This window comes from Treponema zioleckii, assembly GCF_014737315.1.
Classification (GTDB): Bacteria; Spirochaetota; Spirochaetia; order Treponematales; family Treponemataceae; genus Treponema_D; species Treponema_D zioleckii.
Genome location: NZ_JPUF01000052.1, coordinates 1 through 21,823 on the forward strand (window position 1 = coordinate 1; position 21,823 = coordinate 21,823).

A 21,823-nucleotide genomic window follows, 5' to 3' on the forward strand; every position below is an offset into this window, starting at 1 on the left:
AAATCCGGGATGTAGCGCAGCTGGTAGCGCGCTTGGTTTGGGACCAAGATGTCGCAGGTTCGAACCCTGTCATCCCGATAAAAGACTTGTAAGTTTTCTTGCAAGTCTTTTTTTTATTTAAAATTCATTTCGCTTTGATTTGCTTTACATAGATTTTATTTATCATCATTGCGCTTCGTTTTTATTTTTACGGAACAGGCAGGAAAATCCAATAACACAAACTGCAAGAACTGCAATTCCTATGATGACCAGCCAGAAAATCACCTTGAATGCCAAAAGAAACAAAAAACAAGAAAGAATAAATATTCCTATCAATATCATATTTTGCCTCGATTTCTACGGATATGCAGACTAAATCCTGAATTTTATTATAGCACAGAGCAACGGCAAAAAAGAACATTCCGCATTCGACTGTTGTCGTGTTTTCGCCTACGTTCAATTTCATCTATTTACACAGCACGGTATGATTCAAATTCAAATTGAGACAAAATCAATGGCTGGGAATGAATTGAACATTATTCATCTAGCATGTTTTTTAATTGCCGCGATATAAGATTCTGCATAACGAGACAGCGCAAATCCCTTTCTTGTTATTACTCCCACAGTCATGCTGTCGTTCACGTCAAGCGGGCGGGAAATAATTTCAGGGCCGTTCAGTTCATGGCTTATAACACCAGAGCAGATTGTATAACCGTCCAGGCCAATCAAAAGATTAAAAAGAGTTGCCCTATCCCGTACTTTAATATTTTTCGGGCAGTCAAAATCAATTTCGCTCAGCGGTTCTTCTGCAAAATAAAATGAATTAAAATCGCCCTGCTCATAAGTAAGATATGGAAACACTGCAAGATCCGAAAGATTTATTTTTTGTTTTTCTGCAAGCGGATTTTTTTTGAAATAAAAACATGAAGCGCGGTTGTAAAAAGTGGGTCAAAGACAAGATTGTTTTTTCTGAGCAACTTTTTAATGACATTTTCATTGCGCCGGGAAATATAAAGCACTCCTACTTCACTTTTCAGATGCGCTACATCTTCTATAATTTCGTGAGTCTGAGTTTCTCGCAATGTAAAATCATATTCGTTTCCGCCAAACTGCCTAATCACATCCACAAAGGCATTTACTGCAAAAGAATAGTGCTGACAGCTTACGGAAAAAATCGTATTTCCGCATCCGCTTCCCTTGTATCTTTCTTCCAGAAGATTCGCTTGGTCAAGAACCTGCCGGGCATAGGACAGAAATTCATCACCATCATTTGTTATCGTTACGCCTTTATTTGAGCGCAAAAAAATCTTAATACCCATTTCGGCTTCCAGTTCCCGAATGGCGGCAGTAAGACTTGGCTGAGAAATAAAAACCCGTCTGGAAGCTTCCGTTATGTTACGGGTATCTGCAACTGCAATGACATATTTTAACTGCTGTAAAGTCATGGCTTATAATAGCAGATCAGCTTAAAAATCTCCATAGATTTAAACTATTGCAAAGTGCATGGAAATAGTATTTTTCATACGAGGGAAAAAAATATATATTGCCGTCATAACGACAAATTAAAAAGGTGGTAGCGAATATGGCAAACAAAACACATTTTGATGTAGTGGGAAGTTTCTTGCGGCCGGAAGAACTTAAAAAAGCCAGGGCAGATTTTGACGCAGGCAGAATTTCAAACGACGAATTCACAAAAATCAAACATGAACTTATCAAGCACCTGGTTGAAAAACAGAAATCAGCAGGTCTTCATTATATTACCGACGGAGAATACAACCGAAAGTTCTGGCATCTTGATTTTTTCTGGGGATTCGAGGGAATAGCACACAAGAATGACGGTGGCGGAGTTCAGTTTGCCGGTGAAGTAGCTGATTTGGAAGCAACTTTCCTTACCGGAAAACTCAGTGCAAAGGCGCATCCATTTATAGAAGATTTTAAATTCCTAAAAAGCCTTGAAAGTGACGGTTTTGAAGCAAAGCAGACCATTCCGGCTCCGGCGCAGCTTTTTCAGCAGCTTCTTGTTCCTGCAAATTACGAATCAACACGAAAATACTATCCAACAAACGATGAACTTATAGAAGACATTGCAAAGGCTTATACAGAAGTTATAAAGCAGTTTTATGATGCCGGATGCCGCACGCTTCAGTTTGACGACTGCACATGGGGCGCAATCGTTGGTAATGCCGCCGCCCAGCGTTACAAGAGTCTTGGTTTGGAGCTCAAGGAAGTAAAGGAGCAGCTTTTAAAAGTTAACAACCTTGCGATTAACGGAAAGCCCAAAGACCTTCAAATAAATACACACATTTGCCGGGGAAACTATCACTCAACTTATTTTACAAGCGGACCTTATGACGCTGTTGCAAATTATGTTTTTGCAAAAGAAAACGTAAATACGCTTTATCTTGAATATGATGATGAGCGTTCCGGCGGATTTTCACCTCTTGCGTCTGTAAGTCCGGACAAAAAAGTCGTGCTCGGTCTCATTACCACAAAAAATTCTGAACTTGAAGACAAGCAGTCTGTTATTGAACGAATTCACGAAGCAGAAAAATATATTTCCTTGGAAAGGCTTTCAATCAGTCCTCAGTGCGGTTTTGCTTCTTGTGAAATTGGCAACAAACTGACCGAAGAAGAACAATGGGCAAAAATTCACCTTGTACGTGAAATTGCAGAAGAAGTCTGGAATTAGACGGACTGCACAAAACAGGTTGTGCAGATGACGAAATAAATTCGCATGACGCTGTTTTTAGAAAAAGTTTCAAGAATCTGTTTTTTCATGGGGCTGTCCAAAGTATGAAGGTCGGTGATTGAGCGCGTATTCAACAAAATTTCTGTACAGCCCCATTTTTTTATTTTTCGACTTCAAAAACATTTTTTACAGTTTTTGAACCCGACTTTTAAATAATCTCCTACAAAATAATACAATAAACCTATTGATTTAGTAGGTTTATTATGCTACTGTTTCATTACCTACTAAACGGGTAGGAAAGGAGACAAACATGAAAAAAACAATTTTTGCAAAATCACTTATCGCAGTCGCAGCCCTCGCCTCAGCACTTTTTACCGGATGCCAGAAAAAAGACGCCCCGGAGGGGAACAACAAAAAAGAGCTAACATACAGCCGTTCGGCAGGCCCGTATTCGGTTCTGTTTGAAGAAGCCGTACAGCCCATTCTTGAAGCGAAAGGCTACAGCATCAAAGGTTTTGACTACAGCAACCTTAGCCTTGCCGACGACGCATTGAACGGCGGCGACGTAGACTTTAACGTGGAGCAGCACTCTGCGTATGCATCTTCCTGGAACAAAGGAAACGGAGGCGACCTTACAGTTCTAACGCCAATTCCTACAGTCCCGGCAGGTCTTTTTTCCGCAAAATACAAGGCTCTGGAACCTGTCTCAGGTCTTGAAAATCCAAAGGTTGCCGTGCCGAACGACCCTTCGAACACCGCACGAGCCTACGCGCTTTTGCAGAAAATCGGCTGGATTACGCTCAAAGACGGCACAGACCTTTCCCTTGCAACCAATGCTGACATTGCAGAAAATCCGTACAACATTGAATTTACAGAGATGAGCTCAGCAAACATTCCGCTCGTGCTTGACGACTTTGACTATGCGGTAATAACAGGTTCCATCGTCTACAATGCAGGAATCGACCCGTCAAGTGCAATCGCACAGGAAACAGTACTTCCTCACCTTCTTTTGCAGCTCACCGTAAAAGAAGCGAACAAAGACAGCCAGTGGGCAAAAGATATTGTGGCGGCCTACCATTCAAAAGAATTAAAAGAGTATCTCGACAAGAACAACAACGGGCTTTGGTACATTCCAGAAGGATATTTCAATGATTAAATTTGAGCATGTAACAAAAACATTCAACGCTAAAAGCGGTGTCGTCCATGCGCTGAACGACATTTCGCTCAAAGTGGAACGTGGCGACATTTACGGCGTAATCGGTTTTTCGGGTGCCGGAAAATCCACGCTCATCCGCATGGTAAACGCGCTTGAAAAGCCGACAAGCGGAACGGTAAGCGTAAACGGCACGGACGTGTCAAGCTACCGCCGTCATGCGCTACGGGACTACAGGCGCGGGGTCGGCATGATTTTTCAGCACTTTAATCTGCTGGAAAGCAAAACTGTATACCAAAATATTGCACTTCCGCTTCTTTTGGAACACACGCCAAAAGCTCTTGTGCAAAAGCGAGTGACAGAACTCTTGCAGTTTGTTGAACTGGAAGACAAAGCGGATTCTTACCCGGCGGAGCTTTCCGGCGGACAGAAACAGCGGGTCGGAATCGCGAGGGCTTTAGCAACCAAGCCGTCGATTCTTTTGTGCGACGAAGCTACAAGCGCGCTCGACCCAAAAACAACGGAATCGATTCTTGCGCTCTTAAAAAAAATCAACCGAGAGCTGAACGTCACAATTCTTATGATTACGCACCAGATGAATGTGATTCAGCAGATTTGCAACAAAGTGACCGTGCTTGAACACGGAAAGATTGTTGAGCAGGGAAGCGTAATTGACGTATTCGGCTCTCCTAAAAACGAAACTACAAAAGGCTTTGTTCGTACCGTAATCAACGACCAGTTGCCGGAGCCGGTAAAAGCCTATCTAAAAAGCTACGAGCGCCCGCAGAAAGTCTTCAGGCTGCGCTTTGACGGCGAAAACGCGGACAATCCGGTTATGTCGGATGCCGTACAGGTAACAGGGGCAAGCATTTCGATTATCTGCGGAATAGTCACCGTGCTCGAAGGCAAGGTTATCGGCTTTCAGACCGCGCAAATTACCGGAACAGAGCAGCAAATCGCTTCATGCGTGCGCTACTTGGACGAACGCGGCATAAAGCGGCAGGAAGTTCAGTTTTAATCAAAAAAAGGGGGATGAAAAATGATTTTTGGGGTAAAAACAGCGAAGATTTTAACATGCGTGTTCCAGACACTTTACATGGTTAGCGTTCCGCTTGTTGTCGGAGCGCTCATTGGATTTCCGCTTGCGGTCATTCTAGTCATTACGCGAAAAGGCGGCATAAAGCAGAATGCAGTCGTCTACAACACGCTGAACATTTTTATCAACATCGTGCGGAGCGTGCCATTCATCATTCTGATTGTGTCTATTATGCCCTTTACAAAATTTATTGTAGGAACAAGAGTTGGCTCAACAGCCGCCCTGCTTCCCCTCACCTGCTTTATAGCGCCGTTCCTTGCACGCCTTCTAGAAAGCGCACTGCTCGGAGTTGACAAAGGAATCATCGAAGCGGCGCAGGCACTTGGAGCGACTACAATGCAAACGATTTTTCGTTTTATGCTGCCAGAAGCTTCTGGCGCGCTCATTTTGGGCATTACGACCGGAGCAGTTGGACTTTTGGGGGCAACTGCAATGGCCGGAGCCGTAGGCGGAGGCGGAGTCGGAGATCTTGCAATCACTTACGGTTACCAGCGTTTTAACCAGCCACTGATGATTGCTACAGTCATCGTACTGATTGGATTTGTCCAGCTGATTCAGGGAATCGGAAACGGATTATCAAAAAAAGCACAGCACAAATAAGCTGACGTACACAACGCAAGGAGATTTTACATGGCAGACACAACTTTCTTTGACACATATTTGGAAGCGCACAGAAATGAATACACCGACATGAGCGACAAAATTCACGGTTTTAAAGAACTTGGTTATCAGGAATTCAAATCGGTCGCCTTGCAGCAGGATTATCTTCGCGACCACGGCTTTAGCATAAAAGAAAAACTTGGCGGGGCCGAAACAGCCTTCTATGCAGAATACGGCTCAGGCGCGCCTGTCATCGGATTTTTGGGAGAATACGACGCACTTTCAGGTCTTGGGCACGGCTGCGGACATCATCTTTTGGGCACAGGAGGCGTTGCGGCAGCGGTCGCGCTCAAAGAATGGTTTGAAGAGCAAGCAAAGGGCGGAAAACCTGTTCAGGGCACAATCCGCTATTATGGCTGCCCCGCAGAAGAAAACGGAGGCGGAAAAACTTTTATGGTACGAGACGGATTTTTTTCAGACTGCGACATTGCACTTGCATGGCACCCAAGTGACCGAAACTTTGTGTCAGGAAACGGCTGTCTTGCAAACTATCAGGTATTCTATGATTTTAAGGGAAAATCCGCACATGCGGCGGCAAATCCCGAAAGCGGACGAAGCGCACTCGACGGCGTAGAACTTATGGACATTGGCGTAAACTACCTTCGGGAGCATATCCCGGAAACAAGCCGCATTCATTATGCCATTACGAATTCCGGCGGTGGCTCGCCGAACGTCGTGCAGAGCGAGGCACAAGTTTTCTACATCATCCGCTCGCGGCACCAACGAGACTTAAAGGAACTTTACGAGCGAGTAAACAACTGCGCACAAGGAGCCGCACTGATGACAGGCACAACAGTGAGCTGGAAAAAGGTCGCAGCCTACGCGGATTTTATCTACAACGCACCGCTTGCAGAACTTGTACGCGACACACTGCTTCCTTACGAAAGCGACACGACTCTTGATCCTCAAAAAACCGGCTTGGGCTCAACCGACGTTGGCGACGTAAGCTGGGTGGTACCGACGGGATATTTTCATGTAGCCACTTGGACAAAAGGAACACCGGGACACTCGCAGAGCATTGTTGACCAAGGCAAGAGCGAAAAAGCCTACAAAGGCCTACTTACAGCGGCAAAAGTACTTGCAAAAGCAGCTGCGCATATCTACGAGCATCCAGAAATTGTGGCGCAGGCAAAGGATTCTCTAAAGACGGCACTGAACGGCGAAGTTTACGACTGCGGACTTGAAGCAGACTTACGCCCCGGAGATTTTTCAAACAAATAACGAGGAGAAAAGACCATGACCTTATCAGCAGAAACAAAGTGCATTCATCTTGCGGAACGCATTGAACGCACAGCAACTGACTGTTGCACGACAAAAGAAAGCAATCCAAGCCCGCATTACGGTGCCGTAAGTTTCCCAATTTATCAGACCGCAACTTACACGCATCCAGAAGTAGGACAAAGCACAGGATTTGACTACAGCCGCCTGCAGAATCCAACCCGCGCACAAGTTGAAAAAATTGTCGCACAACTTGAAGGCGGCATAGACGCATTCGCACTCAGTAGCGGCATGGCGGCAATTACGCTTTTAATGGAAATATTCAAACCGGGCGACCATCTGATTATTGACAACGACCTTTACGGAGGCTCAATCCGCCTTTTTGACGCAGTGTCAGCCAAAAACGGAATCCGCTTTACCCGCGCAGACATCAGCACGGACAGCATCGAGCCACTTTTTACCGATTCAACTCGCGCAGTCTATGTAGAAACGCCAACAAACCCAATGATGCACGTAACAGACATAGCCAAGTTGGCTTCAATCTGCAGAGCGCACGGAGTGATTCTTATCGTGGACAACACGTTTCTTTCCCCGTACTTTCAGAACCCGCTAGCTTTGGGCGCAGACATCGTGATTCATTCTGGCACCAAATTCTTAGGCGGACACAACGACACGCTCGCAGGATTTTTAGTCACCAAGAGCGCAGACATACAGGAACAGCTTCGATACCTAATAAAAACCACAGGAGCAGGCCTTGCCCCGTTCGACTGCTGGCTTATCCTGCGCGGCATAAAAACCCTTGCACTCCGCATGGAACGCTCTCAAGAAAACGCACAAAAAATCGCACTCTGGCTCAAAAAGCATCCTCTCGTAAAACGAGTGCTCTATCCGGGGCTACCAGAGCATCCGGGCTACAGAATCATGCAGAAGCAGGCACGAGGATTCGGTTCCATGCTCACTTTTGAAGTAAAGGATTCAGAGACTGCCAAGCGCATCTTAAAAAGCGTGAAGCTGATTCAGTTTGCGGAAAGTCTTGGCGGCGTTGAGACACTTATCACCTACCCGATTACACAGACACACGCCGAAGTTCCTGAATCTCTACGACTCAAAAACGGCATTACAGAAAGCGTGCTGAGACTTTCTGTCGGCATAGAAAACAGCGATGATTTAATTGCAGATTTGGCACAAGCATTTTCACAAGAATAACGAGGAGAAAAACATGGCAGAACGAAATCTTGATTTTGACACAGTAATTGACCGCCGCGGAAGCGGCTGCTTAAAATATGACTTTGCCGCAGAGCGCGGCTACAATTCAGACGTGCTTCCGCTTTGGGTTGCCGACATGGACTTTAAAACTTCAAGCTACATAGAAGACGCATTGCACCGAGTGGCAAACCACGGGATTTTTGGCTACAGCGACACAAAACAAGACTATGCAGACGCAGTTGCAAGCTGGTTTGAACGCCGGCACGGCTGGAAACCTAAGTCTGAATGGCTCATAAAAACTCCGGGCGTTGTCACAGCCCTTGCCGTAGCCGTACAGGCATACACCGCCCCAGGAGACTCAGTGCTAATCCAGCAGCCAGTTTATTACCCTTTCAGCGACGTAATCAAAAAAAATGGCAGACGCGTGATTTCTAACAATCTGGTGCGAGACGAGGAAACAGGACGCTACAAAATCGACTTTGAGGATTTTGAGCACAAAATTGTTTCTGAGCACGTAAAACTTTTTATCCTGTGCAATCCGCACAACCCTGTAAGCCGAGTGTGGAGCCGGAACGAACTTGAACGCCTTGGAGACATCTGCTTAAAACACGGCGTTATCGTTGCAAGCGACGAAATCCATGCGGATTTTACGTTCGTGGGAAAGCACACAGTTTTCGCCTCGATAAAAAGCGAATTCGCAGAAAACTGCATTGTCTGCACGGCACCGAGCAAAACATTCAATTTGGCAAGCATGCTGCTTTCAAACATTTTTATACCGAACAAAAAACTCCGTATTCGATTCGCAAACACGCTCGAATCCTTCGGACTCAGCCAGCTGAGCATTTTCGGAATAGAAGCCTGCAAGGCAGCATACTTGAACGGAGAAAAATGGTTCGACGCGGTAAAAGCCTACATTGCAGAAAACGTCGCCTTTGTAAGCGATTTTGTCGCCGAACACCTCCCCGGAGTGCGACTCACGCCTCACGAAGGCACCTACCTTGTCTGGCTGGACTTTTCTGGCACAGGCTTGAGCACAGACGAACTTGAAGACAAAATCGTAGGCGAAGCAAAACTCTGGCTCGACAGCGGACGGATTTTCGGGAAAAGCGGCAACGGCTTTCAGCGAATAAACGTCGCCTGCCCGCGCGCCACGCTCAACGAAGCCTTGGAACGAATACGAAAAGTGCTATATAAATAACGAAAATCAAAAGTTTAAAGATTGAAAAGTTCGTGCAGCCTTTTCAATAACATCGTCCATGTCAGAGTACTTATATTCCGCAAGCCGCCCACCCAAAATTACATTCTTGTACTGGGCGGCAAGAGCGCCATACTTCTTATACAGCAAGGAATTCTTTTCATCATTAATCGGATAAACAATAGGATAGAACGGCTCGGCACCGGACAGTTTGCATTTTCTCGTTATTGTGCTAGCATCAAAGAATGAATCGAACACATCTTGTAAATCCTAATGTTTATATTCCCGAACCTTTAGAATCATATCCTGAGAATCCTACACAGCGACTTGTTCCCGTTGTAAAAATTTCTGATATCCGCGTTGACGAACATTATCCATTTTTAATGGAGTCTTTCAAAGAGAAATTTTTTCATCATCTGACATATCTTGCTATTTTTACATTTGTTTTTCCTCTGCACATTCTGCGCTACGGATTAAAAATCGAAGGCAGAAAAAATCTTAGGAAGCACAAAAAACTGTTTAAAAACGGTGCGATGACAGTATGCAATCACGTTTACCGCTGGGATTTTCTTGCAGTTTTGCAGGCGATTCGCTATCACAAACTTTGGTATCCCACATTTTCCGACAATGTGACCGGAAAAGACATGCTGAACATTAGAAGCACGGGCGGCATACCGATTCCAGAAACAGGTTTTGCGGCTGTCATACACTTTAATCAGGCTTTTGATGAACTGCACCGCAAAAAAGAATGGCTTCATGTATTTCCCGAAAGCTGCAGATGGGACTGGTATGAACCGATCAGACCTTTTAACAAGGGCGCATTTGAAATGGCATACCGCTACAATCTGCCGGTTATTCCGCTCGTAATTCATTACAGGCCGCTAACTGGCTGGCGAAAGTTATTCAAAATTAAGCATCCTCTTGTCACAATAAGTATCGGAGAGCCAATCTTGCCGAACAAAGAAAATGGTCGCAAAACAGAAGCCAGACGCATGTGCGAACAAGCACACGCAGAGATGTGCAAAATGGCCGGTATTACGCAAAACGGCTGGAATGCAGTAAACGAACCTAAATAATCCGTCAAAAATCGGGCGCAAGGCAGTTTTTAGAACAGAGTACACAAAAAAGCTGCCGCAAGCCCAAGAAAGATTGCAAGCCCAATCGTGTGAACCGGAACAAAACTGCTGAACGCAAGCGCGCCAAAAGAAAGCGCCGTCGTAATAAAACTAAGCAGAATCGCAAAAGGCTCGATTTTTTTTAGGACAGATGTACTTGAAACGGATTTTTTCCGCAAGTTTTCAATCATATAAATAACATAATCGAGTCCAAGGCCAAAGACTAAAATTATTCCTGTCAAACCAAAAAATTCAATGCGCTGCCCAATTACAGAAAAGACCGCCAGAATAAGCATAACGCTGATTGCCGGAATTGAAGCAATTTTAACAATCTGCTTCCAGCTGTAAAAACGCTTTAATACAATCATAATAAGAACGTATGCGATTGCGAAAATACAGATGATTTGTAACGTCAACTTGTCAAGGCCTTGTCCCAAATCCTCCATTTTGTTCTCGTAATAAGAAAAACCACTTTCAGAAGCAATTTTTTTGTACGCTTCTTCGTCGGTAACGGTAACTGGAAGCACAATTGAATACCAGTTGTCAGCGATTTTTCCGAGCCAAAGCATGTCCGTAACCGACCGTATGCTTTTTGGGAGATTCAAAAATGCAGTCTGCGGAATCATTCGATTTTTAAGAGCGGAAGGCAGGTCGCTCAAAAACTGCTCGTAAGCCTGCTCGTCATAACCTAGGATTTCCAGCTGCTCCTTTGCGAGCGGCAACAAGTTTTTTACAGCCATTACAGAAGAATCCTGCAACTTTAAAGACGGAATAAAACGCGAAGTTGCAAGATAGCCTCGCCCCTGAAGGCTTTTTAGCTTTGCGCAAATCTCCTCTTCATGCTGCAAAAGCTCTTCTTCAGTTTTTCCCCAGACGATAAACCAGCCTTTTGGACTATAGCCGGTAATCTCCGTTGCAAGTGCGGTATCCTCTTTTAGCCGGCCCTGCATGGTGTAAAGTTTGTTCATATCATTTTTAATTTTGAGCTTTTGAAAATTGAATCCGATGATAAAAGCCAAAACAACTACGATACTGCCAGTGGCAATAATTTCAAGTTTGTAGCGCACCACCCGATTCGGGGAGTTATAATTTTTGAGCAAAGGAATTTTCCGTTTAGACATTGCCGGAAGCGAAATAAGCGGGAAAATAGCGACAACAGAAAGAAAAGAGCTGGCAATTCCCACGGCTGAAAAAATCCCCATTTGTTTTAAGAGACCAAAAGGAGCAAGAACAAGCAGCAAATAGCAGATTTCTGTCGAAATCAACGATAAAAAAAGTCCTTTTCCAATATGCGAACGGATTTCGCTGCCTGTCGCACACTCAAAATTTGCCTTCCAGTTCACAAAATAATGCAGGCTGTAGTCGATACAACTTCCAATAAGAGAAGTGCCCAAAACCAGAGTCAAAATATGAATGTTTCCGAACAGAAAATGTGTCGCAGAAAAAGCTGCCACCATGGAAACGCCGATTGAAGCCACGGAAGCCAAAATCGGAATCGGGCTTCTAAAAACTAAAAACAAAAGAATTATTACCACGCTTAGCGTTATTGTCGTAATAATAGAAATTTCCTGCACGGCGGAATTAGAACTTTTAAAACTGTGAAACGCCGAACCTTGAAAAACAAAACGAACACCGGAACCGTCATTTTCTAACGGCATACACGCACGGTAAATATCTGCAATACCGTTGGATTCGCTTGCTATTGCAGCCCCCTTCTCCGTCAGCTCGCCGCGAATCAACACATACCACTGTCCATTATAATTGGAAGCAAGAACCCCGTCTTTAGAATTCATTTTTGTGCCGGCATCCTGAATGGCAAGCAGACCTCTCCGAACATTAGATTCATCAAGCAAAAAAGGATCAGCAGAAAGATTTGAAAGCGAAGTCAGCGTAAACGATGAATACGCAGCCACAAGGGATTTTTCCGCAAATTCACGCGCGCCTTCCTCCGTTTTCAACGAATTTGCCGTATCCGCATCAAGCATGGCCCAGCGGTAAGGAGCCGTAAATTGCTCAAGGTCAGAAATCGAGCCAGAGTCTGCGTACAAACTGAGGCTCGCAAAATTTTCGCTTTTGCAAAGGGAATTATACACGGCTACGGCAGCCCGCTTTGCGCTCTGAAAATCTTCGGAGCCTGAAAGCACAAACACATTACGCGCCGTACTGTCAGAAAGTTTTTGATCTGCATCGCCAAGAGCGCCCGACAAGGTAGACGACGGAAGCATGTTAAAAAGATTTGCATCAATATGAACGCCGCTTCCGCCAACGACAGAAAAACCAAAAAGAAGCAAAAGCAGAACATGGAAGCAAATCCATGCAGGGATAAGTATTTTATTTCGCAAAAAGAAATGCTTCATGTTCATCTAAAACCTCGCCGGTAAAAAATTTGATTTTCGAATAAAACTGCCAGTGCTATTTTACAAGATGCTTAAAGATTGCATGACGCTTTTCATCCTGCATAAGCAGATTGAGCTTAAACTGACCGTCACGCGCAAGACCTTTTTCAATCGATTCAACCTTGTAATCCTCAAAAGCATTCTTTTTCATAATATGCGTCTCAGGAGCCTTTAAGCGGAACGAATCGCGCTTGGCCGCATATTCAACGTTGATTTTTTTTAGGTTCTCGTCAACTTTTTTAGAGAACGAATCGGCTTTTTCCTGCGTTACAGATTCATCCATAAAATCAAAATAGAAATGATACAGGCTTTTTTCAACGTCGGCAAATCCAACATAAAAACGGGTCTGCAGTCCTGTTTCATCTTCTGCACGCTGCACAGCTTCCATGAATTGGCGCTCGTGAACTTTTTCACCAGTCATGCTTACAATTCCATTGACTTTCTGAATAAACTGAATCGTCGGTATTGTGCCGTACATTCCGGTCACTTCAATCATATCGTTCATATTGTACCGGTACAAGCCTGCATAAGTCGTAATATAAATCAAATATCGCTTACCGACTTCAAGTTCGTGCAACTGATAAAAGCGCGGTTCAGGCTTGTCCATGTCATCGGCCGAGACAAACTCAAAATAATGCGCATGAGGGAAAGGTACGGTGTCGCATCCGCCATTCATAACAAGCCCCGCCCTGCATTCACTTGCAAAATAGCCGAATTCCTGATGAAGTGTCTGCTCCGGGAAGTAGCCTTCAAATTTATTTGTATAAACATGAGTATTGCCACAACGCCACGTCGTTAAAAACTGAAAGTCAGGCCAATAATGCTTTGGCAAAATCCGGCCGTATTTTTCACGCAACGCCCGAAGTTCGTCAGCACGGGCCTTATTTGGCTTGTACAATTTAGAAAGCACACTGCGGATTTCTGGAGCAATTTCAAAACGCTCGCTGAGTGTACCGTTTTCAATGTCCTTTATCATTTCGTCAAGATTTTCGTCAACCGTTCGCTGCAATTCAATGACAGTTGACGGATTTGCAGTGATGAATGACGAAACATGCTGCTCAAGTCCTGTGCGCATGAGCGCATAATTTCTTGCCCTGTAATCTGTAATATGAAAAATATCCGCCGGCGCCGAATAGAGCGTTTTTAAAAACTCAGGACAGTCACGCTGGGTGACGCCCGAAACGCTTCCGCATATAGTTCCGTCGGGAGCATAGCCTTCCACTACTTTTCCGACAATTGAAACACACTTCTGCCAGAAAACTTTCGGACGATGCATCATAAAAGTGTACAACCACAACTTGGTCATTTTAGAATAAACTTTGCTGTAATATTCCTGAGTAATCGGAATCCACTTTGGTGCATTTGTCGTGCCACTCGTAGTGGCATACATCATTGGCTTTCCAGGGAAAAGTATGTTTTCTTTGCCATTTTTATGCTGGTCAATAAAAGGCCGAAGATTCTCATAATCCTGCGGCGGAACAAACTTCTGCCAGCGGGAAAAAAGCTCCTCATCAGTTTTTGCAGAAAGAATTTCATCAAAATGATGAGCTTTTCCCCATTCAGTGTCTTTAGCGTATGCAAGGATTCCCCGCAATGTTTTTGATTCTTCAAGACGACAGTTTTTGCTGGCTTTCTTTAGGATTTTTAGCTGCTTTCGCCCGACCCAACCGAGTGCAAATGATATAAGCCGTGCGTTTTTTTCTTTTTTCATAGTATTAACAAGTCTCCTATTCAATCTTATATTAATATTTTCAAAATATTAAGGAAACCGCTAAAATCTTCAGTTTTTAGAGATACCCCTTATGTAAATTCCGAACCACAAGACTCGTTACCATTCAACATTTTAATTTTTAAGATTTTTTGATTTTATTTTTTGGCAGACTGTTAGATTTTTCTAAAAAAAAGATGCCGATTCAAGACCAGCATCTTTTAGAATCAAAAGCAAAAACTAAACCTTAAATTGGTCTACCTGAGAACCAATGGCGATAATAGCTTCCTGCACCCTTGAAGAAACAGTGCTCAGCGCAGCTCCAGTCTCGTTAATCTTCTTTGCGCCAACTGACATTTCTTCCATACTGTTTTTCATTTCAAAAGTGGCATTCTGAAGTTCTTTCACCTCAGAAAGAATGAGCTGATTTCCCTCTGCCATCTCAGAAGACGCTGTTCGAACCTCCATAGTGCTGTCGTTCATACTGTGAAGAGCGTCGATAATCTGCTTTGAGCCTTCTTCCTGCTCCTCCATTGCAGACTTAATCTGCATAACAAGGTTGTCAGTTTCTTCAAGTTTTCCAGACACAGTTTTAAAAACGACGCTCGCCTCTTCTGACGCAGAAACAACATTCTGAATAGAATCTTTGATGTTTGACAATTGATTTCCGATTGTCTTTGACTGTTCCGTAGAAGTCTCCGAAAGTTTTCGGATTTCGTCAGCAACAACCGCAAAGCCCTTTCCGGCTTCGCCTGCGTGGGCCGCTTCAATAGCAGCATTCATCGCAAGAAGATTTGTCTGCGAGGCAATATCTGAAATTGCAGTGTTCGCCTCCTGAAGCATTGCAGACTGCATTTCAATCTGCTGCACACATTCATTGACAAACTGCTGTTTTGAAAATCCCTCCTGGGAATTAACAAGGAGATCCTTAAAAGATTTTGTCATCTTGTCCATAGAGGCAGTGACTGCAGAAATATTTCCAACCATTTCTTCTACCGCCGCACTGGCCTGAGTAACGCCGCTCGACTGAGTTTCAATCATACGCTCCAACGATTCGATATTTGAAGCAATCTCATTGACTGCGCCAGCCGTCTGAGAAACGCTCTCTGTCTGCCCAACAATCTGTCGGTGCACACTCTCAATGTTTGCAATAATCTCGGTAATGGAACTTGCAGTATCCTGGGAAATGGAAGTCATATCCTCGCCCGCAATAAGAAGCTCGTTCTTTGAATTCTTTACGTCCTCAATGATATTCTGCAATTTTCCGCTGAATGCGTTAAATCCATCAACGACATTTCCGATTTCGTCTTTTGTCGTTGCGGCAATACGCTTCGTCAAATCGGCCTCTCCCGATGCAATACCTTTGATTGCGCTGCTTACGATTTTTAGCGGTTTTACCGCATTGTTCATAACAACAAAAACAATAAAAGTTGCCGCTATCAATGCCAAAATGGTGATGACAAGCGTAGTCTGAAGAAGACTGTCGAGTCCGCTGTAAAAGTCCTTGTACGGCGCATAGCAAACCACGCTCCACTCAGTGCGGTCAATCGGAGTGTATGAAACGGCGTATTTTTGATTCGAGTTCTGGTCAAAAAAGACATCCGTACCGGAATCGCCCTTAAAAACCTTTCTGATAACTTCGTCAAATCCGTCTGAAACAACATCGATAACAACTTTGCCGTCGATTACATTCTGCTTGTTTGTGTGAGCAACATATTTTCCAGTCTTTCGGCTTATAATGAAAGGGTGAGTTCCCTTTCCTACCGTAATTTTGGTCAATTCAGTGCACAAGTCGGTAGAATCAACTACAAGAGACATTTCCCCAATCAATCTGCCATTCATATTTTTTACAGGAACTGCATGAAAAGTGCATAACTGACCATTAACTGGAGAAATATTCGGGTCCATTAAGGTCTGTTTTCCCTCCATTGCATTCAGAATATATTCGCGGTCATGGACATCTTGCCATTCCCCGGTTGAGCCATAGCCACAACCTTCTATATTAAAAAATCCAAGTCCTAAATACTTTTTGCTATCGCCAGTCGCGGTGTTTATCAGCTTCCATTTTTCATACATATCAACGTTTGGATCGCAGATAATCGAAAGATTTGAAAGCGTTTCGAGTAACTTTGAATCACGGCCGTTCAAGACCTTGATTTCTGCTGCAACAGTTTGGGCAATGCTTAAGTTTTGCGCCTCAACTGCTGAGGTGAGTTCTTTTTTAGATTTCTGATAGCTCAACAAAACGATTATTGAAGCCGTTGCGAAGATTAACAATATAGAAGAAATTGTAATCTTTTGTTTTATTCCTAGTTGCATTGACAGTACCTCTTTCACTTGATAATAGAATACCTAAAATGTCAATAAATGTAAAGATTTTCAAAGAAAAAGCAAAAACTTCAATATTTTCAACAGAAGATGATAAAAACTTAAACTAAGCTTACAGTTTTGAAATTTTTCTTTCAATTTTATACAAATCTGTCATTCCTGGACTTTCGAATTCCATTGTATTTTTCCGTGAATTGCTATACTATCCAAAAGCATCAAATCATAGTGCCGAGTTGCTACCGAGTAACAGGAATACGGGAACTTCGGAAAACTAACAAAGTTTTTCAAGATAACCATAACACTTTTCTTTATCGTTAGGTCTTTGCAGATAAAGAATCTAGAGGAATCAATATGTTCAGACAAATGCGAAGATTCAAGCAACAAATTTCAAACGAAAAATGCATTGAAATCCTTAAAACAGAAAAACGGGGAATCCTTTCTTTAATCGGCGATGACGGTTATCCGTACGGAATTCCGATGAGCCATTTTTATGATGACAAAGACGGAAAACTCTACTTTCACGGGGCAAAAGAAGGCCACAAAATCGATGCAATCAAAAACTGCAATAAGGCAAGTTTCTGCGTTATGGACCAAGGCTTTAAAAAGGAAGGAGACTGGGCTCTGAATATCAACAGCGTTATTGCCTTCGGAAAAATCGAGTTGATTACAGATATCAAAAAGGCAAAAGAAATCTGCTCCCACCTCGTCCAAAAGTTCACTGACGACCAAGCTTACCTTGAAAAAGAACTCGCCAATGCTTTGAGCCGAGTTCAGTGTTTTGTTCTTACAATTGAACACATGACAGGCAAATTGGTAAACGAGTCGTAAACGAACCGTTCGGCGCTCTATACCAAGTTCAACGACCGTCCGATGATTGAGAACTTATCGGAAAGAGCAGAGAGAATTCGCTTCCCTCGCCGAGCTTGCTTTTTACGCTCAATTTTGCGTTGTGGTATTTTGCGCCATGCTTTACGATTGAAAGCCCCAGCCCTGTGCCTGTCGTTCGTTCTCCTTGCGTGTCTTTTGCTCGGCTCTTGTCTATCCTGTAAAAGCGCTCAAAAATACGCTCTTGCTGATTTTCGGCGATTCCGATTCCTGTGTCTTTGACAAGAAGTTTTAAGTAAGGCTTTTCTCTCTCAATCTTTTCGATTTTGACGAAGACCTTTCCGTTTTCTTTGTTGTATTTGATTGCGTTTTCCACGAGATTAAAAATCATCTCCTGAATGACCGTCGGAACGCCCTTTATGCAATCTTTCGTGTGACTTTCAAGCTCAATCGAAACATTTTTTCTCTGCGCAAAGATTTTCAAAGATTTGATTACATCGCGGCAGATTTCTTCTATGCAGATTTTCTCTTTTTCCATCGTGATGGACTCTTCATCGAGTTTTGAGAGCTTTAGAATGTCGTTCACAAGAAGAATCATTCTCTGGCTTTCATTGTAAATATCCTGTGAGAAATTGCGCATCGTTTTTTCGTCAACACTGCCGCTTTTCATAATCTCCGCAAAGCCCGAAATGCTTGTTAAAGGCGTTTTTAGCTCGTGGCTAACATTTGCGGAAAACTGCCGGCGGATTTCTTCGCGCTGCTTTTTCTCAAAGTTTTCGTCGCTAATCCGCTTTATGAAAGGCTTGAACTCAATGAACGTTTCGTTCTTCTCAGGGTTGTCAAAGTCGATTTTTTCAATGGAATCTGCGATTTTTTTTGAAAGGCTGGATGCTGCCATGCCCGAAATAATCAGCGCAAGTAAGAGAAGACACAAAAGCGGCTGACTTAAAGCGAAAATAAGAACTCCCGACGTGTATTGCTGGCAGGAAATGCGAAGAACCGTGCCGTTTTTGAGTTTCTTGGCAAAGTAGAGCGTCTTTTTTAGCATGGTCGAAGAATAGCGTGACACTTTTGCAGAGCCTTTTTCCATCGCTTCGATGAACTCCGCCCGCGAAGCGTGATTTTCCATCGTGGCGGGATTTGTTTGATTGTCAAAAATCACCTTGCCGTGAAAATCAATAATCGTGATTCTGTTTTCGGTTTTGACGTCCGCAAAGTTTGGCAAAAGCGAAAGATAATCGCACTCGTTTTCAAGCTCCGAAAAAATCTGATTTTCAAAATACTTGTAAAACGAGTCGATGAAAATCACCGAGCAAACAAAATAGACTGCCACGCCAACAAGAAAAGTGTTTATAAAAATCCTAAAAGTTAACGATTTCATTTTATCCTGTACCCGACCCCGCGGATTGTTTCAATGATGTTCTCGTCATTGAGCTTTTTTCTAAGATAGCGGATATGCACATCGACTGTTCTTGTTTCCACATCGATATCCGTTTTCCAGATTTTAGAAAGCAGTTGCTCCCGCGTTATGATGTTCCCTCTGTTTTCCAAAAGAATGCACAAAAGGTCAAACTCCTTCACCGTAAGAAAGATTTCGTTTTCGCCACAAAAAACTTGATGCTTCGCTTTGCTGAGCCGTATTTTCCCACATTCAAGAACTGAATCTTTTTCTGCTGAGACAGCTTCGTATCGTCTCAAGACTGCCTTTATCCGCGCAACGAGTTCCATAATCCCGAACGGCTTTGCAATATAATCGTCCGCTCCGCTTTCAAGTCCCAAAACCGTATCGTACTCGGTGGTTTTCGCTGTTAGCATAATCACGGGGATATGCTTTGTCTTTTCGCTTGATTTTAGCGTCTTCAAAACACAAATGCCGTCTTCCTCGGGTAGCATTATATCAAGCAAAATCAAGTCGGCTCGCGTGTTCTGCATCTCGCTCCAAAAAGCAGAGGGGAGGGCAAAGCCTTTGCATTCCATATTCTGAGCATTCAGCGCATATTCAACCAGCTTTCTGATTGAATCGTCATCTTCCAAAAGAAATATCATAGCCTCATTTTACCCCTTTTTTGACCGCTTTGTTCAGCTTCTTTTCCGCCACTTTGCTTTTCGTGATTTTTGCAAAGTCCAGCACCTTTTCCACTTTTGACTGTATCAACAAGAACGCGGACTCAGGTTCGTTCAAAAGCCTGTAATTCAAAAGTCTTCCAACGTCCGTTATCGCCAGTTTTTCTTTTGGTTTGTCGTCTTTTACAAGGCGAGTAACGATTTTTACCATCACATTCAAAAGCGGAAGCCAAAGAAGTGTCATCGCCAGATTGAAAATCGTGTGCGCGTTTGCAATCTGACGCGAAATCACCTCGACTTCGATTCCTTTCGGGCTGACGGCTTGAACAAATTTCGCGAAAATCGGGATTATCCAAATAAAAATGAGCGCGCCTGAAATATTAAAAAGGCTGTGAGCGAGCGCGCTTCGTTTGGCGTTCTTTGACTGCCCGATTGACGCAAGAACTGCCGTTATTGTCGTTCCGATGTTGTCGCCGAGAAGAATCGGGATTGCGCCAGAAAGCCCAATGACGCTGCTCATTCCGTCGCCCGCGTCTTGAGAGGCGAAGTTCTGCAAAACGGCTATCGTCGCGCTGGAACTCTGCACGATAAGCGTCATCAGCGTTCCCGTGAGGACTCCAAGAAGCGGAACGTCGGAAACTTTTCTCATCATCTCAATAAAAATCGCACTTTTTGCAAGCGGTTTCATAACGCCGCCCATCGTTTCAATTCCCAAGAACAAAAGTCCGAAAGCAAAGATTGTTGTGCCGAAATTCTTCCATTTTTGATTTTTTACGATGAACGAAATCGCAAAGCCGATGAAAATGAATGCGTAGATGTAATCAGAAAGTTTGAAAGCGATGATTTGCGCCGTTATCGTCGTTCCGATGTTCGCTCCAAAAATGATTGCGATTGCGACGGGCAAACTCATCACTCCCGCCGAAACAAAGCCGATGACCATGACGGTTGTCGCGCTTGAACTTTGCAGAACCGCCGTGGAGAGCGCGCCCACAAAAACTCCAAGCAGCGGATTTTTTGCAAGCACAGACATAATCGTTTTGATACTCGCTCCCGCCGCTTTTTTCAGGCTTTCGCTCATCAGATTCATTCCGAACAGAAAAAGCGCAAGCCCGCCAGAAAGACCAAAAACAATTCTCAAGTTTTCATTCATAAAACACCTCGTTTGACTGGAAGTGTAGTTTATGAATGTTAGATGACAGGGAAGAATTTGTTAAATTCTTGTTAAATCGCCGTTTACAAAAAAATCAACGCTCAATCAATCAATCTTCTTTCGGAAGTCTCTTAAAATACGCTCCTCCGTTCAGTTTGAGCCACTTGTCACATTTTTTATAATCCGGGAAAATCCGCAACACTTCATCATAAAACTCTTTTGAATGATTCATGTGGCGACGATGGCAGAGTTCATGTACAACAACGCTGTCAAGGATTTCCGGCGGCATCAGCACAAGAAGACAGTTAAAGTTAAGATTTCCGTCTACAGAACAGCTTCCCCAGCGCGACTTCTGAAGGCGAATAAAGATGCGGTTGTAGGAAATTCCGGCTATTTTTGCGTAGTGCTCTACCCTTTGCGGAATTATTACCCTCGCCTTTTTCTTTATCTGTTTAATGTCGTCTTCTGTAAGCGCGCCCATAGAAGTGGCAAGTTCAGTCTGGTTTTCAATCTTTTTAAGCTGCCTTGTAATCCAGTTTTTCTTTTCGCGGACAAAGCAGTCTGCAACAAATGCGGGCGTTCCAAGCGGCACTTTAACGATGACTTTTTTATCATCTGCCACCTGAATGCTCATTGAGCGTCGTCGGGATTTTTGAATTATGTAGGTTATTTCCATGAATTCATTCTATTTTTTTTGAATCCCGCAGGCAGGACCTGCAAGCAGAGCAGCTTTCTTTGCTTCGGCCTCTACGTCATTCAGAATATCATTATATTCAGGATGCTTCGAAAACCATCTTATTGAATATGAACAAGTAAGTTCTGCCTTTAGTCCCTGCTTTCTAAGCTCATTCGCAACAAACTCGGTAATTTTTCCGGCAAGCCCCTGCCCGTTCATCTCTGGCAAAACTTCCGTGTGAACAAGATTCACAACGCCAGGTTTAACTTCCGGGAAGTCCAAAACAGCAACCTGTCTGCCATTTTCGTCTTCAATCCATGCCTTATTCTTTTCTGATTTGTAGTTCATACATCTTACCTCACATC

Annotated in this window: 21 protein-coding genes and 1 tRNA gene; 10 read left to right on the top strand and 12 right to left on the bottom strand. The window is 43.7% G+C overall.

The window, feature by feature from the left end:
* Positions 1-5 precede the first annotated feature (5 nt).
* Positions 6-78 (top strand) — tRNA-Pro (locus JI65_RS12570).
* Between the two features lie 109 nt (positions 79-187).
* On the opposite strand, the gene JI65_RS12575 is transcribed toward JI65_RS12570, so the two are convergent.
* The 3 genes from JI65_RS12575 to JI65_RS17440 all read right to left on the bottom strand — a co-directional run bounded on the left by JI65_RS12575 (position 188) and on the right by JI65_RS17440 (position 1,424).
* A complete protein-coding gene (locus tag JI65_RS12575) occupies positions 188-445 on the bottom strand; it encodes a hypothetical protein (protein ID WP_191017174.1) in 258 nt (85 codons plus the stop codon).
* Between the two features lie 74 nt (positions 446-519).
* Positions 520-840 (bottom strand): hypothetical protein, encoded by a 321-nt coding sequence (locus JI65_RS17435; RefSeq protein ID WP_242457242.1) that lies wholly within the window; start codon positions 838-840, stop codon positions 520-522.
* A 17-nt stretch (positions 841-857) separates the two neighbouring features.
* Positions 858-1,424, bottom strand: a complete 567-nt coding sequence (locus JI65_RS17440) for a LysR family transcriptional regulator (protein ID WP_242457243.1) — start codon at positions 1,422-1,424, stop codon at positions 858-860.
* Between the two features lie 137 nt (positions 1,425-1,561).
* On the opposite strand from JI65_RS17440, the gene JI65_RS12585 reads away from it, so the two are divergent.
* The 7 genes from JI65_RS12585 (at position 1,562) to JI65_RS12615 (ending at position 9,199) form a co-directional block, all read left to right on the top strand.
* Positions 1,562-2,668 (top strand): 5-methyltetrahydropteroyltriglutamate--homocysteine S-methyltransferase, encoded by a 1,107-nt coding sequence (locus tag JI65_RS12585; RefSeq protein WP_191017177.1) that lies wholly within the window; start codon positions 1,562-1,564, stop codon positions 2,666-2,668.
* Between the two features lie 310 nt (positions 2,669-2,978).
* A complete protein-coding gene (locus JI65_RS12590; protein ID WP_191017179.1) occupies positions 2,979-3,824 on the top strand; it encodes a MetQ/NlpA family ABC transporter substrate-binding protein in 846 nt (281 codons plus the stop codon).
* Positions 3,817-4,839, top strand: coding sequence for a methionine ABC transporter ATP-binding protein (locus JI65_RS12595; RefSeq protein WP_191017181.1), 1,023 nt, complete (start codon positions 3,817-3,819; stop codon positions 4,837-4,839). Before JI65_RS12590 ends, JI65_RS12595 begins: the two co-directional genes overlap by 8 nt.
* Before the next feature lie 21 nt (positions 4,840-4,860).
* On the top strand, positions 4,861-5,517 hold the full coding sequence (locus JI65_RS12600) for a methionine ABC transporter permease (RefSeq protein ID WP_191017184.1): 657 nt from the start codon (positions 4,861-4,863) through the stop codon (positions 5,515-5,517).
* Between the two features lie 30 nt (positions 5,518-5,547).
* The gene (locus tag JI65_RS12605) at positions 5,548-6,798 is read left to right on the top strand and encodes an amidohydrolase (RefSeq protein WP_191017186.1); all 1,251 of its coding nucleotides are present in this window, start codon (positions 5,548-5,550) and stop codon (positions 6,796-6,798) included.
* Between the two features lie 15 nt (positions 6,799-6,813).
* Positions 6,814-8,001 (top strand): trans-sulfuration enzyme family protein, encoded by a 1,188-nt coding sequence (locus JI65_RS12610; protein WP_191017188.1) that lies wholly within the window; start codon positions 6,814-6,816, stop codon positions 7,999-8,001.
* 13 nt (positions 8,002-8,014) lie between these two features.
* Complete coding sequence (locus tag JI65_RS12615) at positions 8,015-9,199, top strand: MalY/PatB family protein (protein WP_191017190.1); 1,185 nt, start codon at positions 8,015-8,017, stop codon at positions 9,197-9,199.
* A 6-nt stretch (positions 9,200-9,205) separates the two neighbouring features.
* Here the strand turns inward: JI65_RS12615 and JI65_RS12620 are convergent, their stop codons facing one another.
* Positions 9,206-9,454 (bottom strand): UDP-galactopyranose mutase, encoded by a 249-nt coding sequence (locus tag JI65_RS12620; protein WP_191017193.1) that lies wholly within the window; start codon positions 9,452-9,454, stop codon positions 9,206-9,208.
* On the opposite strand from JI65_RS12620, the gene JI65_RS12625 reads away from it, so the two are divergent.
* Positions 9,442-10,272, top strand: coding sequence for a lysophospholipid acyltransferase family protein (locus tag JI65_RS12625; RefSeq protein WP_191017195.1), 831 nt, complete (start codon positions 9,442-9,444; stop codon positions 10,270-10,272). The genes JI65_RS12620 and JI65_RS12625 overlap by 13 nt on opposite strands.
* Positions 10,273-10,301: 29 nt before the next feature.
* Here the strand turns inward: JI65_RS12625 and JI65_RS12630 are convergent, their stop codons facing one another.
* From JI65_RS12630 to JI65_RS12640, 3 genes are all read right to left on the bottom strand, one after another.
* Positions 10,302-12,674, bottom strand: coding sequence for an MMPL family transporter (locus JI65_RS12630; RefSeq protein ID WP_191017197.1), 2,373 nt, complete (start codon positions 12,672-12,674; stop codon positions 10,302-10,304).
* 49 nt (positions 12,675-12,723) lie between these two features.
* On the bottom strand, positions 12,724-14,418 hold the full coding sequence (locus tag JI65_RS12635) for a GH3 auxin-responsive promoter family protein (protein WP_191017200.1): 1,695 nt from the start codon (positions 14,416-14,418) through the stop codon (positions 12,724-12,726).
* A gap of 237 nt (positions 14,419-14,655) precedes the next feature.
* Positions 14,656-16,734, bottom strand: a complete 2,079-nt coding sequence (locus JI65_RS12640; RefSeq protein WP_191017202.1) for a methyl-accepting chemotaxis protein — start codon at positions 16,732-16,734, stop codon at positions 14,656-14,658.
* Positions 16,735-17,094: 360 nt separating this feature from the next.
* On the opposite strand from JI65_RS12640, the gene JI65_RS12645 reads away from it, so the two are divergent.
* The gene (locus JI65_RS12645; protein ID WP_191017204.1) at positions 17,095-17,571 is read left to right on the top strand and encodes a pyridoxamine 5'-phosphate oxidase family protein; all 477 of its coding nucleotides are present in this window, start codon (positions 17,095-17,097) and stop codon (positions 17,569-17,571) included.
* A gap of 28 nt (positions 17,572-17,599) precedes the next feature.
* On the opposite strand, the gene JI65_RS12650 is transcribed toward JI65_RS12645, so the two are convergent.
* From JI65_RS12650 to JI65_RS12670, 5 genes are all read right to left on the bottom strand, one after another.
* Positions 17,600-18,949, bottom strand: coding sequence for a sensor histidine kinase (locus tag JI65_RS12650; RefSeq protein WP_191017206.1), 1,350 nt, complete (start codon positions 18,947-18,949; stop codon positions 17,600-17,602).
* A complete protein-coding gene (locus JI65_RS12655; protein ID WP_191017209.1) occupies positions 18,946-19,614 on the bottom strand; it encodes a winged helix-turn-helix domain-containing protein in 669 nt (222 codons plus the stop codon). Before JI65_RS12655 ends, JI65_RS12650 begins: the two co-directional genes overlap by 4 nt.
* 4 nt (positions 19,615-19,618) lie before the next feature.
* On the bottom strand, positions 19,619-20,782 hold the full coding sequence (locus JI65_RS12660) for a Na/Pi cotransporter family protein (RefSeq protein WP_191017211.1): 1,164 nt from the start codon (positions 20,780-20,782) through the stop codon (positions 19,619-19,621).
* Between the two features lie 109 nt (positions 20,783-20,891).
* Positions 20,892-21,458, bottom strand: a complete 567-nt coding sequence (locus tag JI65_RS12665; protein ID WP_242457244.1) for a M48 family metallopeptidase — start codon at positions 21,456-21,458, stop codon at positions 20,892-20,894.
* Between the two features lie 9 nt (positions 21,459-21,467).
* Positions 21,468-21,806 carry a GNAT family N-acetyltransferase gene (locus JI65_RS12670; RefSeq protein ID WP_191017213.1) on the bottom strand — a complete coding sequence of 113 codons (339 nt, stop codon included), beginning with the start codon at positions 21,804-21,806 and terminating at the stop codon, positions 21,468-21,470.
* Between the last annotated feature and the right edge of the window lie 17 nt (positions 21,807-21,823).